Source organism: Neobacillus cucumis, assembly GCF_023715505.1.
In genome coordinates this window covers 48,951-62,693 of record NZ_JAMBOH010000020.1, presented here as the reverse complement: position 1 = coordinate 62,693, position 13,743 = coordinate 48,951, and the positions used below count along the sequence as shown (strand labels likewise).

Sequence of the window (13,743 nt, the reverse complement as noted above, 5' to 3'; positions counted from 1 at the left end):
TAGGCTGATAGAAAAATATAATTTAGAAAAATTTTTAATATTCAGTTGACGGATGAAAATGGAACTGATAGGATTGTGAAAACCAAGTAGTCCAATGGGAAATTAAATATATATCCACCGGTCGACCGGAGACTTTTCTTTTAAAAGAGATGTCTCCGGTTTTTTTTATCGAGAAATATGCTTACAAATAGGAATGTGCAGTGACTAAGAATGTTTCTCATTGCCAGTGAATGATATTCCGATTGGATGGATTGGTATAAATCTAAGTAGAAAGAAGGGACTGTTATGAAGTTTTGGGGAAGAAAAGTGCTTTTTTTGTTAGTTGTATTATCAATCGTCGTATCTGCGGGGTGCCAGGAGAAAAAGACAGGGGCCACAGGGGCAAAAGAGGAAGGCGGTTATGAAACTCTGAAAATAAAATATGAGGGGTCAGTTGGTTCGGTTATATATCCAGAATTAGCAGAGGATTTAGGTTATCTTGGTCCGATTAAGCTGGAATGGATCGGAAATCAAACAAGCGGACCTGCTTCTATTCAAAATGCAGCTACCGGTCAAACCGATTTTGGCGGTGCATTTAACGGGGCTATTGCCAAATTGAAAGCGAGCGGTGCACCTATAAAATCAGTCATTGGTTATTACGGCAGTGATAAGGATACATATACCGGCTATTATGTATTGAATGACAGTTCGATAAAAAATGCTCGCGATTTAATTGGAAAAAAGGTTGGTATGAACACAATGGGAGCTCATGCTGAATTCGTTTTAAAAGAATATTTAAAACAAAATGGATTAACAGATGCGGAAATTAAGAAAGTTACTTTAGTTGTTCTCCCACCTGTAAGTACAGAGCAAGCACTGCGCCAAAAACAAATCGATGTCGCTGTTTTGACAGGGATGTTAGGGGATCTGGCTGTAAAAAATGGGGGGATCAAAAAGCTTTTTAGTGATTATGATTTGTTGGGACCTTTCACAGCAGGAAGCTATGTATTTACCGAAAAATTTATCAAACAAAATCCACATACGGTTAAAAAGTTTGTTGAGGCTACAGCAAAAGCGATTGAGTGGGCACAAACCCATTCACGAGAAGAAGTAATTGCCCGTTATGAATCCATTATTAAGAAACGGGGGCGCAAGGAAGATACAAACACATTGCAATATTGGAAAAGTACCGGTATTGCGGAGAAAGGTGGAGTTATTCAGGAAAAGGAATTTAAAATTTGGGTTGATTGGCTGAAGAAAAATGGTGAGTTCAATGATGGCCAAGTGAAACTAAGTGATTTATACACCAATGAATTTAATCCTTATAAGGGTGAAATTGATAAAAAGTAATGAGGTGAGAAGGATGACAGCAAAAATTCAGTTTGAACATGTCAGTAAGGTCTTTAAAGTAAGGGACTTAGAGCAAGGAAAGGGTGCCCTTAAAGAATTTACAGCCATTAAAAATGTTCATTTTTCGGTGAACAGTGGAGAGTTTCTTTCATTAGTAGGCCCATCAGGATGCGGAAAATCAACTTTGCTTGATCTTTTAGGCGGGTTGACGAAACCAACCTCCGGACGGATCTTATTGGATGGAAAACCGATTGAGGGACCCGGTTTAGATCGGGGGATTGTCTTTCAGCAGTATGCGCTATTGCCTTGGAAGACAGCTAAAGGAAATATTGAATTTGGCTTAGAATCAAAAGGTGTTCCCAAAAAGGAGCGGGCTGAAATTTCTCGGTACTTTTTGTCACTGGTTGGATTATCAGGTTTTGAAGATCGTTATCCGCACGAACTCTCAGGTGGAATGAAGCAGCGTGTGGCCATTGCCAGAAGTTTGGCGTTTGACCCTGAAGTGCTGTTAATGGATGAACCGTTCGCCGCCCTCGATGCGCAGACGCGTGAAACCTTGCAAACAGAATTACTTCGAATCTGGGAACATACCAAAAAGACAATTGTTTTCATTACCCATGGGATTGATGAGGCGGTGTATCTAGGACAGCGTGTTGCCGTAATGACTTCCCGTCCTGGAACCATTAAACAAATTATTGATAACCCGCTTCATTCAACCAGTCATGAAGAGGATTTACGTTCGACAACAGCATTTGCAAATGCCCGTCACCAAATTTGGAATTTGCTTCGAAAAGAGGTAGACAAAGCGCAAACAGTCGAGAATAAAGATCAATCTGCTTAATAAAGTTTAATTATTTTATAGAAGAGGTGAGGATATGTCTGATTTTGGAAAATTATTCACAGCGCCAATGCAAACATCCCATCGGATTCGTTTTTCTTTTCATTGGGTGCAAAGTCTTATCAAACAATCAATTGTCATCTTGCTTTTACTAATCCTTTGGGAGACTGCTCCCCGAATGGGGTTAGTGGATCCCACATTCTTTCCGCCTTTTTCAAAAGTAGCAGAGAGTTGGTGGGGATTATTGATTTCGGGTGATCTGTATGCCCACTTTCAGGCCAGTATTCTCCGTTCGCTTTTCGGATTTGGGTTGGCGATACTTGTTGCCATTCCTATGGGGCTTATTATTGGGTGGTATCCCCTGGCAAGCAAATTGTTAAATCCGGTGCTGGAGGTGTTTCGTAATACAGCTGCCTTAGCATTATTACCTGTCTTTATTTTGCTGCTTGGGATTGGAGAAACCTCTAAAGTTTCCATCGTCTTTTTTGCTTGTACGTTTCCGATTCTTTTAAATACGATCAATGCTGTTCGAAATGTCGATCCATTACTTATTAAGGCGGCCAAATCCATGGCTCTTCCCTCCTACAGGCTGTTTTATAAAGTCATTTTGCCAGCTTCTATTCCGACTATTTTTACCGGAATACGTATGGCTGGATCATCATCCATTCTTGTGTTGATTGCTGCCGAAATGGTTGGAGCTAAAGAAGGTTTGGGATATCTCATTAATTATTCGCAGCAGAACTTTCAAATTCCGCAAATGTATGCCGGTATTATTACGATTTCCCTGCTTGGTGTGGCGATAAATTATCTATTAATTTCCTTAGAAAGAAAATTTTCAAGCTGGAAAACAAATTCAAACCAACAATAAAAGAAAGAAGGATTCAAACATGACTCAAAATAATCGGGAAATGAAATTAGGCGCATTTTTTATGATACCTGGACATCATGTCGCAGCTTGGCGTCATCCAAAAGCAGAATCTCATCAAACCATGAGTTTTGATTTTATCAAAAGACTAGCCAAAACAGCAGAGCGTGGAAAGTTCGATATGGTTTTTCTTGCAGATAACTATGCGGTGAGAGGGAAAAATCAAAAGGTACTTAGCCAAACCGTGAATACGTTATTCGAACCCGTTACTCTTTTATCGGCTCTTGCTGCTGTAACAGATCATATCGGATTTGTTGGAACGGTATCCACTACTTTTAATGAGCCATTTAATGTTGCCCGCAGGTTCGCTTCTCTAGATCATTTGAGCGGCGGCCGTGCAGGCTGGAATGTTGTCACATCAAGCACGGACGTAGAAGCACAAAATTTTAATTTAGAGCAGCAGCTCCTTCATGAAAAACGCTATGAACGTGCCGAAGAGTTTGTCGATGTGGTCACGAAGTTATGGGATAGTTGGGAGGATGATGCCCTAATTATTGATAAAGAGGCAGCCCAATTTGCCGATTCTTCCAAAATTCACGCGATTAATCATAAAGGGGAATGGTTTTCCGTTGCAGGTCCATTAAATATCTCTCGTCCGATACAAGGGCATCCGGTAGTGATCCAGGCTGGTTCTTCTGAAGCAGGGAAGGAGCTTGCAGCGAGGACTGCAGAGGTTATTTTCACAGCTTGGCAAACCCTTGAAGAAGCACAAGCCTTTTATGCAGATGTAAAAGGAAGAATGGTAAAATACGGTCGCTCACCAGAGGACCTAAAAATCATGCCTGGGATTTTCCCTGTTATTGGAAGAACGGAGGAAGAAGCAGAAGCTAATAAGATACTGCTTGAGGATCTTATTCCGGAAGAAGCGGGGTTATCTCTTCTGTCTGGAATGATAAGTGTTGATTTATCAGGATATCCGGTGGATGGACCACTCCCTGATTTACCTGAAGTAAGTCAGATAAATGTTGGGAAAAGCCGTTTTCAATTATTAAAGGATCTTGCAGATCGTGAAGGATTGACCATTCGCCAGTTGTATCAACGGATAGCCGGTGCCCGCGGACATCGGGAGATCAAGGGTACTCCTGAACAAATTGCGGATCAAATGCAAGAATGGTTCGAAAATGGCGCAGCGGACGGATTCAATATCATGCCCCCTTATTTGCCTGGTGGTCTGGAGGATTTCGTCAATCAGGTTATTCCAGTACTACAACAACGCGGATTATTCCGTAAAGAATATACAGGCAAAACCTTAAGGGAGAATCTCGGATTAAAACGGCCAGTTAATACACTTATTGAGTCCATAAAAGAAACGGTATAATCTCGTTTATTTTAAAAATCCTACTTGATTTATAGGATTAATGTGTTTTATAATGATAAAAATCAAATAGGAAATTTAGTAAACGCTGACTAGTTCACTAGAGGCTCTATTTAGGATAATTTTGTCATTCTAAATAGAGCCTCTTTCTTTTACCGGGATTCGTGTAATTACATTAAATAGGCGGGTTTCTAGTGGGATTAGCACATTTAGACAAAAATGGGCTTAAAAAAGATTATCTGAAAGGGGCATTTTTATGAACGATACTGAGGAAAAAATGTGGATAAATGATTATCTGGATTTGTATCTTTACGCAAAAAGTATGAATGATCATTTTTGGCAACAAGAAATTATAGAAAAACTACAAAATTCTTCATTCCAAAACACCTCCGAACTCCTCTAGTTTAATGGACATTTTATATATGATTACCTTTTACGAAATTGGTGCTGATCCTACATCTAAAATCTCTTCTCCATTCTTTTTTCATAATTAATAAAAAAACACCTTCCTCAATAGAGTTAGGTGCTTTTGGTTGACCAATCAGCCATACAATGCATAGGATTTTACTTAATCCTATATCAATTAATCCGATGAGACAAGTAGGAAAAATTTTTTAAAAATATTTTAAAAAATGAGTTGACAATTGGTTGGTGAGAATATAAAGTTTAGTCATAGTTTTAAAACCAAGTAAACATGTTGGTAAAGTTGGATAATTGTTTTATTCGATTTTCAAACCAGTTTGCTGTTTAGGTTTTAAGTTTGATATATGGAATAAACAGCAATATTTTATTATTTTTAAAGAAAATATTTTTTCTCACTTGACAGGTCGGAAAAGTATGAATAAAATGATATTAAAATTTTCAATTAATTGAACTGATTTAAAAAGTTAACGAAAAAAACAAAAAATAGCTGATCGGACTACCGAAGGCTCCTTTTCTCGAATATATGAGATCAGGGGCCTTTTTTATTCACTTATTCCGACTAAATAAATAGGTTTAATGTGTTTAAATTTACATATTCGCTTATCAGTCCACTGAAAGGAAGTGATTTATTGTGTGTTAGTGAAACAATATTTCAGAATTTACCAGAATAATAGAGAAAATGGAGGAGTCATACGTGATTAAAAAAAATAAAAATCAATGGTGGATGGCATTCATCTTACTTTTATCCTTTCTTGTAAGTGGATGCAGTTCTTCCACTTCAGTAGAAAGCAAAGAAACTGCCTCAAGCAGTAAGGAATCAAAGGTCATTAATATTGGTTATCAAAAGTTCGGTACCTTAAACATCTTAAAGGCAAAAGGAAACTTGGATAAAGACTTAAAAACCCTTGGATATACGGTGAAATGGACTGAGTTCCCTGGAGGTCCTCAGTTGCTTGAGGCACTGAATGTAGGCAGTTTAGACTTTGGTCATACAGGAGAAGCGCCGCCAATTTTTGCTCAAGCCGCAGGAGCCCCGCTCGTGTATTATGCCAATGCAACCGCAAATCCAAAAGGAGAAGCGATAATCGTACCTGAAAATTCTCCAATTAAAACGCTGAAAGACTTAAAAGGAAAAAAAGTTGTGTTAAATAAAGGTTCAAATGTCCATTTTTTATTAGTGAAAGCATTGGAAAAAGCAGGTATCCCATACAGTGATATTAAGACAATCTTTCTAGCTCCCGCAGATGCGCGGGCAGCATTTGAAAAAGGAGATGTTGATGCCTGGGTCATTTGGGATCCCTTCTTAGCAGATGCCCAGCTGGGTACGAAAGCAAGGATCTTAGCAGATGGTGAAGGATTAGTAAGCAATCGCGAATTTTTCTTAGCTTCTAAACAATTTGCAAAAGACAATCCTAAAGTATTAGACGTCATCTATAAGGAACTGGAAAAGACAGATAAATGGGTTCAAGAGAATCCAAAAGAAGCAGCCAAATTCCTTGCACCTCAAATTGGAATGAGTGTGGATACATTAGAATTAACACTCAATCGAAGAACATTTGGATTAGAAAAAGTAAGTGACCAAACAGCAAAAGATCAACAACAAATTGCTGATGCATTTTACAAGCTTAAATTAATTCCAGACGATATTGATGTACAAGAAGCACTTTTAAAAACTAATAATTAATAAAGGGGATTAAAAAAATGAATGTATTCTGGTTTATTCCAACACACGGTGATTCAAGGTATTTAGGAGTGACAACGGGAGGAAGAGCAGTTACCTTCCCTTACCTAAAACAGGTGGCTCAAGCAGTGGATGAGTTAGGTTTTACTGGGGCTTTACTTCCAACAGGAAGATCTTGCGAAGATTCATGGGTGGTAGCTTCAAGTTTACTTTCTGTTACCCAACGTATGAAATTTCTAGTCGCCGTACGGCCTGGTCTAAGTTCGCCATCACAAGCCGCCAGAATGGCATCCACATTTGATCGCTTATCAAATGGCCGGTTATTAATCAATGTGGTAACTGGCGGTGATCCTGTTGAACTTGCGGGAGATGGTCTTCATTTAAGCCATACCGAACGCTATGAATTAACGGATGAATTTTTAACCATATGGAGGGACTTGTTAGAAAAAGGTGAGGCCAACTTTTCTGGAGACTACTTAAAAATAGATAATGGAAAATTGCTATATCCACCTGTACAACAACCTTATCCGCCTCTTTATTTCGGAGGATCTTCTGAAATTGGGCAAGAAATAGCTGCGAAGCATGTGGATTACTACCTAACATGGGGAGAACCGCCTGCGAAAGTGGCAGAAAAAATAAATGAGGTGAAAAAATTAGCGGAGAAGCAGGGCCGGACCATTCGTTTTGGGATTCGAATGCATGTCATTGTGAGAGAAACAGAGCAGGAAGCCTGGGCGGCAGCGAATGATTTGATTAAGTATGTAGATGAAGACTTAATTGCCTCTTCCCAAAAGATCTTTTCACGGTTTGATTCGGTTGGACAACGGAGAATGTCGGAATTACACAATGGCAGTAAGGACCATTTAGAAATCAGCCCGAATTTATGGGCAGGAGTTGGGCTTGTAAGAGGAGGAGCGGGGACAGCCTTAGTAGGAGATCCTGAAACGGTCGCACAAAGAATGAAGGATTACGCTGACCTTGGCATTGAAACCTTTATCCTTTCGGGATATCCACACTTGGAAGAAGCTTACCGTGTATCTGAATTATTATTCCCGCATCTTCCATTAGCAAAGGATGCTGCTCAATCGGATTCAACTAGTATTATCAGTCCATTTGGAGAAATTGTGGCAAATACCGAATTGCCGAAAGTCTTAAAGTAAGGGGAGAATGAACATGAATAGAAAACAGATTGTTCCGTGGATTGTCCCCATTTTATTACTAGCTTCCTGGCAGCTTTCAAGCCAATTTGGGCTATTATCTTCACGTGTACTGCCAAACCCTGTAGATGTATTCAAGTCTGCGGTTGAGCTAACCCAATCCGGTCAGCTTTTTGAATACATTGGTGCAAGCAGTAAACGAGCTATCATCGGGTTTTTGATCGGTGGGGGAATAGGATTTGCTTTAGGTCTGTTGAACGGCCTGTCGAGAATTTCAGAAAGTCTATTGGATAGTTCCTTACAAATGATTCGGAATATTCCGCATCTTGCGTTGATTCCCATTGTGATTTTATGGTTCGGAATTGAAGAAGAGGCAAAGCTGTTTCTAGTTGCGTTAGGTACTTTTTTTCCAATTTACTTAAACACCTTTCACGGAATCCGTTCGATCGACAAATCTCTTATCGAAATGGGAAATGTTTATGGCCTTAAAGGATTTTCGTTATTCTGGAACATTATTTTGCCCGGTGCTCTTCCTTCTATTTTAGTGGGGGTTCGGTATGCAATAGGCATTACCTGGGTCACCCTTATTGTCGCTGAAACGATTGCATCGAATTCAGGTATAGGGTATATGGCCATGAACGCTAGAGAATTTATGAGGCTGGATATCGTTGTATTAAGTATTATCCTTTATGCACTTCTAGGAAAACTATCAGACCTTATAGCGAAAATAGCTGAGAAGAGATTCTTACAATGGAATCCGTCTTATCGAAAATAGGGAGGAGGAAAATCAATGACTGAAAAAAAAGAACGTGAATCAACTATATTAGAACTTTCTAACCTGCAAAAATCATTTGGCAATCAAAAAGTACTCCGAAACATTAATCTAAAGGTTAGAAAAGGAGAATTTATTGCGATTGTAGGGAAAAGCGGATGTGGTAAAAGTACGTTATTACGCTTACTTGCTGGATTAGAGCCGGCTAGTGATGGAGAGATCTATACTGATGGTGAGCGTTTAGAAGGTAGAAATCAATTAGCAAAAATTATGTTTCAGGATGGCAGACTCCTCCCTTGGAAAAGAGTGGTCCAAAACGTCGGTTTAGGTTTAAAAACAGACTGGCGGCAGCGTGCTGAAAAGGTATTGGAACAAGTCGGATTAGCTGACCGCGGAAATGATTGGCCATCTGTATTATCAGGAGGACAGCGCCAGAGAGTCGCACTTGCAAGAGCATTAGTTCATGAGCCAAATATACTTTTATTAGACGAACCACTTGGGGCACTTGATGCATTGACACGGATTGAAATGCATCAGCTCATTGAAGATTTATGGATGGATAAAAAATTTACTGCCGTTTTAGTGACGCATGATGTCGAAGAAGCGGTTGCTCTTGCGAATAGAGTCATCTTAATTGAAGATGGGGAAATTGTGATGAACCAGCCTATTAAACTACCATATCCCCGGCAGAGAGAACATCCTTTATTTTCTCCAACCGTCAGCCAAATATTGAATCGGATTTTGGGAAAAGACAAAATGTCAACGAGTGATTTAAGACTAACAAAAATTGATTAACGGTTTTCTAGGAATGGGGGAATGACCATTCAATTTACAGATAGATAAAGATAGTATAAGCCTAGTCTATATTATGAAAAAACCCGTGAAAGGATATAAAGTCCACTTAAGAAAGGGAGTTACATGATGAGTAAAATTACTATTATTTCTGGAAGTCCGTCTGAACATTCGAGATTAAATGGGGTATTGAAAGAAGTTGTAACGCATATAGAAGGTGTAAATATTAATCCCGAAATCATCCATGTTCGAAATCTTCCAGCTGAGGATTTAATTCAAGCGAAATTTGATAGTGAAAAAATTGTTAGGGCCAATAAAAAGGTCGAGGATTCAACCATCATTGTCATTCTGACACCTGTCTATAAAGCTTCTTTTACTGGTGTTTTAAAAACCTATCTAGATCTATTACCGCAAAATGGTCTCGAAGGGAAGACCGTTTTACCTATTGCGATTGGGGGAACCTTTGGCCATCTATTAATGCTAGATTATGCCTTGAAGCCAGTGCTATCTGCGCTTGGAGCAACCCATATATTAAAAGGTGCTTTTATTTTGGATAGTCAAATAAAGAAAATAGAAAATAATCAATATGAAATAGATGAAGCAGCTAAAAATCGCTTAGAAACTTCCTTGAATTTCTTAAAAAATTCTTTATCTCCAGAAATGAATGTGATCGGCTCTATCGGTTAAAAAAGGTTCATGGAAAAATGTACTTATGCTAAACAGAGAGCAAGTCTTTAAAAATATGATTTTACGCATGTGAAAGCTTCCGGTCAAAATTTGGCCGGAAGCTTTACAACTATACAGCCCCGATTAGATTACAAACTGTACAGTATCAGAATCTTTATCTAATTTAAAGCTTACCTTCTTATCTCCACAAACAAGATCATAATCACCAAGGTATCCTTCAAATGAAACCTTTCCGTTGTCATCTGTCAGGCATGTTACATTTGTATACCAGTCATTTTTAATTAGTTTCTTTACAACTTCATATGATGGTTTTGGGCTATTATCTGTTCTGATAAATCCAGCAGGAGCACCAAGCCATGCCCCATCATCACTGAAGGACCAGGCTGTAATGGCTTCTACCAGAGGATGTTTAAACAGAATAGAGTACATTTCTTCTACTTCTCTTGCCTGACGTTCTTCAAATTCTGGTGTTGATGGCCATTCGGGAATCTGATAATCGTTCAGGTCCTCAATTTGAGATGGCATAAGATGACCAGATGTTAATGTGTTCTCTTTCTCTGTAAAGTGAAGGGGAAGACCAAAGTGTGAGAAACGGTCTAAGACTTCTTCTAATTTCTCACGTCCCCAATATCCTTGATGCTGATGTGACTGTATACCAATCGCATCGATGGGAACACCTGCCTGTAAACAACCATCAATTAAGATTTCATAGTTAATAGATGTATTAAAGTCATTTAATAATAGGGTTGCACCAGGATTAAATTCACGTGTTTTTGCAAACATTTCTTTAATAATCCCAACACGGCCTAGCTCTTTACTAATTCTAGTAATACCATTGTCATATTTATCAAAGATAGGCATGATCACCACTTCATTGATCACATCCCACATATCGATTATTCCTTTAAAATCTGATACTTCCCGTTCAATTCTAGCAAATTGTGCGTTTAAAATTTCTTCATTACTCATTTCGAGAAGCCATGGAGCAGTTACGGTGTGCCAGCAAAGAGGATGCCCTTTCACGGTTACATTTCTTTCTTTTAACCACTTCGCAGCGGCCTTCAATTCTTTCGTCAGTGGTTTTCCTTTTTCAGGCTCGAATGTTCCCCAATAGAAAGGTAATGTTGCAGAGTTAAATACATCTAAGAACTTATCAAGTTTTTGCTCTAAAAAGGAAAGTCTGTCTGCTGTTACATTTTTATTGGCTACTTGGATTGCATCAAAAATACCGCAGCCAAATAAGAACTTATGGTTTGTCTGTTTAAGTGCTACTTCCTTTCCTGCAACAGGATTACCTGATACATCTACAAGTCTGATTGTCTTGTTGGCCATACGGTGTGCAAATTCATTTGTCTGTCCCATTAGATTGCCTCCGTTTCATAACCGTTTCGTATTGTTTTGTTAAAGAAAACGCTTTCGCGTATCTCAACTACATTCTATCAAACTTTGTTTGGTCAGACAACGAACTATTAGGATCTATAGTAACTTTTTTTAAATTGCCTAATGTTAATGAATTTGAACGTGGTATACCCAGAACACCTTTTCTTTGCACAGATTGAAAAAGATGAAGCCCAATTAGCCTTATTTATAGCTAATCTAATCTAGACTTCACCTTTATTAAGGTAAATACAAATTAAACCGGAATGGCAGCCGTGTCATATATTATGACGATTGTAAGTAATGGTAGGAATAGGCGCAATTTCATGTCTTTGATAGCTGCTAGTTAAAAATCGATATGTTTTTTCGGGAGTGAACGGGCCGATCCCCTTTAACTCATAGTCAAAAAATGTAAGGATTAGTTCATTCTCAGTTTCAATAGAGTAATATTGATCAATGTCAGCTTTTCCACCTTGCAGATAAATTGCAAGAATAGGAGGAAAAAGGGGAAATCGGTCAAGCTTAAATGTTTTGCCCCTTGAAAATGAGTTGTATATACCTTTAAATTGTTTCATTATCGGATTTGTTCGCTACATAGTGCGATCAAGCTGTCCCCAAACATCGTCAGAATAAATGTTAAGAAGTGGGGTCGGGCAGGCCTTGCAACTTGCTACAAAAGCATCAGTTTCTTTCTGATAAACTAAAGAATGGGGCATCAATATTTACAACTGTACGAACAACATAACATCATGTTGTCTGCCTAGCAAAACACTTGCGGCGCCGCCCATGGAGTGCCCGAACACACCTATTTTCTGTGTATCGATATGTTGATAAATGGGATTATGTCACTTTCGGCTTTATTAAGGATTGTATCAATGATCAAATTCATATCGTCTGTTCGCAGTTTCATTCATTTTTGAATGAGGTCACAGAGTTCTTCACTCGTGTAAATGCCTTCTTTATTGAGATTGTTGACTTCACGGTTATAATCTGCATTGATCATAGCAACCGTTTCATCCTCAATATATGTATAAGTAGCATGGCAAAGGGAACGGTTTCTCTTATCCGTAATGATATGTTCTGCAAGCTTTTTTAATTAACACTAATTCACTATTGGTAGATTTACCAAAATATTTATTGATAATTTGCTTCGGCACATTTCCAAATCGCTTTGCCTTTTAGCATAAAAATGCCGTTTTCCTTTGTTTTAGCGGAATTGATCATGGCCTGAGCCAATATTTCTGTGGGCAAAGGTTTTTGAGAGCGAAGAATTCCTATTTTATTAAAAAACTGTATGGCCTTCATCCCGGCAACTTCCATTGTTCTATCACTATTTTTTCGTATCAATACAGGCGGGTTAAGGATGGACAACTTTGGAAACCCCAAAACCTTTACAGCTTCTTCTAACTGCCCTTTCATCTTGGTATAAAAGAAGAGAGAATTAGGCGAAGAAAAACCGGAAGATACCAATACATAATTATTCACATTGTTTTCTCTGGCAAATTTAGCAAACTGGTATTGATAACCATAGTCAACTATCCATTGAGCTTCTTTACTACCTGCCGCTTTAAGAGTGGTTCCCAAACACGAAAACAAAACATCGCCCTTAACTAAATGCCTCCATTGTTCTGATTGATCAAAGTCAATAACATGTATCTTTAATTTTTCATGTTGGACATCAAGATCACGCCTAACAAAAATATCTACCTGATGAAAAGAATTGTCTTTTAACAATAAATCCAGCAAGTCTTTACCTGTGGCTCCCGTTGCTCCTATTAATAATGCGTGCATATTCTTCTCCTTAATTTTTTATTCATTCTGAAATAAATTTCGCGTTAGTTCTATCATAGTAGTAAAGAAGGGGCTTTATTCCATGGCTCTTCATATTAAGATACTAGTATGCTTCGTCTATGTTCGTAGTGTATCTATACTTTAATTAGAAATGGAAATTCCTATTTTAGTATTTTTGTGAATCTCTTCCGTTCTAGCCTCTAATGCAGTCTTGTAATATAAGCATTTATGCTCGATGACTTCCATTGTTTTTTTAAGTTCTACCATCTGTGCTTCAACATGAGCTTTTCGGTCTAAAAACATGTCATATCGTTGTTGCAACGTGGCATCCCCATCAGAACACCAATCAATGAAAGTTTTAATTTCTTTAATAGGCATCCCGGTAGCTTTCAGACATTCAATTACTTTTAAGGCCTCGATATCGGATTCTTTAAACACTCGAGTTCCGCTGGTTGTCCGTTCTACATAAGGAATTAGACCCTCTTTGTCGTAGTAACGCAAGGTATAAACTGTAAGATTTAATTCTTTTGCAACTTCACTTATAGAATATGTCTTCATCATTTTTCTCCTATTCTAATGATAGACGTAGAGTTAACTCTATGAATTTAGGAGATTTTATCACGGTATTTGCCGAATGTCAAAGTAACCTTACAGGG

At 38.4% G+C, this 13,743-nt stretch carries 13 protein-coding genes; 10 read left to right on the top strand and 3 right to left on the bottom strand.

Annotation, left to right across the window (positions count from 1 at the left end):
* The first annotated feature begins 285 nt into the window (after nucleotides 1-285).
* From M3226_RS22525 to ssuE, 10 genes are all read left to right on the top strand, one after another.
* Nucleotides 286-1,329 (top strand): ABC transporter substrate-binding protein, encoded by a 1,044-nt coding sequence (locus tag M3226_RS22525; RefSeq protein WP_251570860.1) that lies wholly within the window; start codon nucleotides 286-288, stop codon nucleotides 1,327-1,329.
* A 13-nt stretch (nucleotides 1,330-1,342) separates the two neighbouring features.
* Entirely contained in the window at nucleotides 1,343-2,170 is an 828-nt protein-coding gene (locus tag M3226_RS22520) for an ABC transporter ATP-binding protein (protein ID WP_251570858.1), read from the top strand.
* Nucleotides 2,171-2,237: 67 nt separating this feature from the next.
* The gene (locus M3226_RS22515) at nucleotides 2,238-3,035 is read left to right on the top strand and encodes an ABC transporter permease (protein WP_251570911.1); all 798 of its coding nucleotides are present in this window, start codon (nucleotides 2,238-2,240) and stop codon (nucleotides 3,033-3,035) included.
* A 19-nt stretch (nucleotides 3,036-3,054) separates the two neighbouring features.
* A complete protein-coding gene (locus tag M3226_RS22510) occupies nucleotides 3,055-4,410 on the top strand; it encodes an LLM class flavin-dependent oxidoreductase (RefSeq protein ID WP_251570857.1) in 1,356 nt (451 codons plus the stop codon).
* Between the two features lie 253 nt (nucleotides 4,411-4,663).
* Nucleotides 4,664-4,810 (top strand): hypothetical protein, encoded by a 147-nt coding sequence (locus tag M3226_RS22505; RefSeq protein WP_251570856.1) that lies wholly within the window; start codon nucleotides 4,664-4,666, stop codon nucleotides 4,808-4,810.
* Between the two features lie 714 nt (nucleotides 4,811-5,524).
* Complete coding sequence (locus M3226_RS22500; protein ID WP_251570855.1) at nucleotides 5,525-6,514, top strand: sulfonate ABC transporter substrate-binding protein; 990 nt, start codon at nucleotides 5,525-5,527, stop codon at nucleotides 6,512-6,514.
* A 17-nt stretch (nucleotides 6,515-6,531) separates the two neighbouring features.
* Entirely contained in the window at nucleotides 6,532-7,671 is a 1,140-nt protein-coding gene (gene ssuD, locus M3226_RS22495) for an FMNH2-dependent alkanesulfonate monooxygenase (protein WP_251570854.1), read from the top strand.
* Between the two features lie 13 nt (nucleotides 7,672-7,684).
* The gene (gene ssuC / locus M3226_RS22490) at nucleotides 7,685-8,443 is read left to right on the top strand and encodes an aliphatic sulfonate ABC transporter permease SsuC (RefSeq protein WP_251570853.1); all 759 of its coding nucleotides are present in this window, start codon (nucleotides 7,685-7,687) and stop codon (nucleotides 8,441-8,443) included.
* Between the two features lie 15 nt (nucleotides 8,444-8,458).
* Nucleotides 8,459-9,235 (top strand): ATP-binding cassette domain-containing protein, encoded by a 777-nt coding sequence (locus M3226_RS22485; RefSeq protein WP_251570852.1) that lies wholly within the window; start codon nucleotides 8,459-8,461, stop codon nucleotides 9,233-9,235.
* A gap of 126 nt (nucleotides 9,236-9,361) precedes the next feature.
* Nucleotides 9,362-9,919, top strand: coding sequence for an NADPH-dependent FMN reductase (gene ssuE / locus M3226_RS22480; protein WP_251570851.1), 558 nt, complete (start codon nucleotides 9,362-9,364; stop codon nucleotides 9,917-9,919).
* Between the two features lie 123 nt (nucleotides 9,920-10,042).
* On the opposite strand, the gene M3226_RS22475 is transcribed toward ssuE, so the two are convergent.
* The 3 genes from M3226_RS22475 to M3226_RS22465 all read right to left on the bottom strand — a co-directional run bounded on the left by M3226_RS22475 (nucleotide 10,043) and on the right by M3226_RS22465 (nucleotide 13,645).
* Nucleotides 10,043-11,281, bottom strand: a complete 1,239-nt coding sequence (locus M3226_RS22475; protein ID WP_251570850.1) for an endo-1,4-beta-xylanase — start codon at nucleotides 11,279-11,281, stop codon at nucleotides 10,043-10,045.
* A gap of 1,149 nt (nucleotides 11,282-12,430) precedes the next feature.
* Nucleotides 12,431-13,087, bottom strand: coding sequence for an NAD(P)H-binding protein (locus M3226_RS22470; RefSeq protein WP_251570847.1), 657 nt, complete (start codon nucleotides 13,085-13,087; stop codon nucleotides 12,431-12,433).
* Between the two features lie 141 nt (nucleotides 13,088-13,228).
* Nucleotides 13,229-13,645, bottom strand: a complete 417-nt coding sequence (locus tag M3226_RS22465; RefSeq protein ID WP_251570910.1) for a MerR family transcriptional regulator — start codon at nucleotides 13,643-13,645, stop codon at nucleotides 13,229-13,231.
* Nucleotides 13,646-13,743 lie beyond the last annotated feature (98 nt).

Coding starts and splice junctions, on each gene's coding strand:
- M3226_RS22465 (WP_251570910.1), bottom strand. CDS start 13,645: ATGAAGACATATTCTATAAGTGAAGTTGCAAAAGAATTAAATCTTACA.
- M3226_RS22525 (WP_251570860.1), top strand. CDS start 286: ATGAAGTTTTGGGGAAGAAAAGTGCTTTTTTTGTTAGTTGTATTATCA.
- M3226_RS22520 (WP_251570858.1), top strand. CDS start 1,343: ATGACAGCAAAAATTCAGTTTGAACATGTCAGTAAGGTCTTTAAAGTA.
- M3226_RS22505 (WP_251570856.1), top strand. CDS start 4,664: ATGAACGATACTGAGGAAAAAATGTGGATAAATGATTATCTGGATTTG.
- M3226_RS22470 (WP_251570847.1), bottom strand. CDS start 13,087: ATGCACGCATTATTAATAGGAGCAACGGGAGCCACAGGTAAAGACTTG.
- M3226_RS22515 (WP_251570911.1), top strand. CDS start 2,238: ATGCAAACATCCCATCGGATTCGTTTTTCTTTTCATTGGGTGCAAAGT.
- ssuC (WP_251570853.1), top strand. CDS start 7,685: ATGAATAGAAAACAGATTGTTCCGTGGATTGTCCCCATTTTATTACTA.
- M3226_RS22510 (WP_251570857.1), top strand. CDS start 3,055: ATGACTCAAAATAATCGGGAAATGAAATTAGGCGCATTTTTTATGATA.
- ssuE (WP_251570851.1), top strand. CDS start 9,362: ATGAGTAAAATTACTATTATTTCTGGAAGTCCGTCTGAACATTCGAGA.
- M3226_RS22485 (WP_251570852.1), top strand. CDS start 8,459: ATGACTGAAAAAAAAGAACGTGAATCAACTATATTAGAACTTTCTAAC.
- ssuD (WP_251570854.1), top strand. CDS start 6,532: ATGAATGTATTCTGGTTTATTCCAACACACGGTGATTCAAGGTATTTA.
- M3226_RS22475 (WP_251570850.1), bottom strand. CDS start 11,281: ATGGGACAGACAAATGAATTTGCACACCGTATGGCCAACAAGACAATC.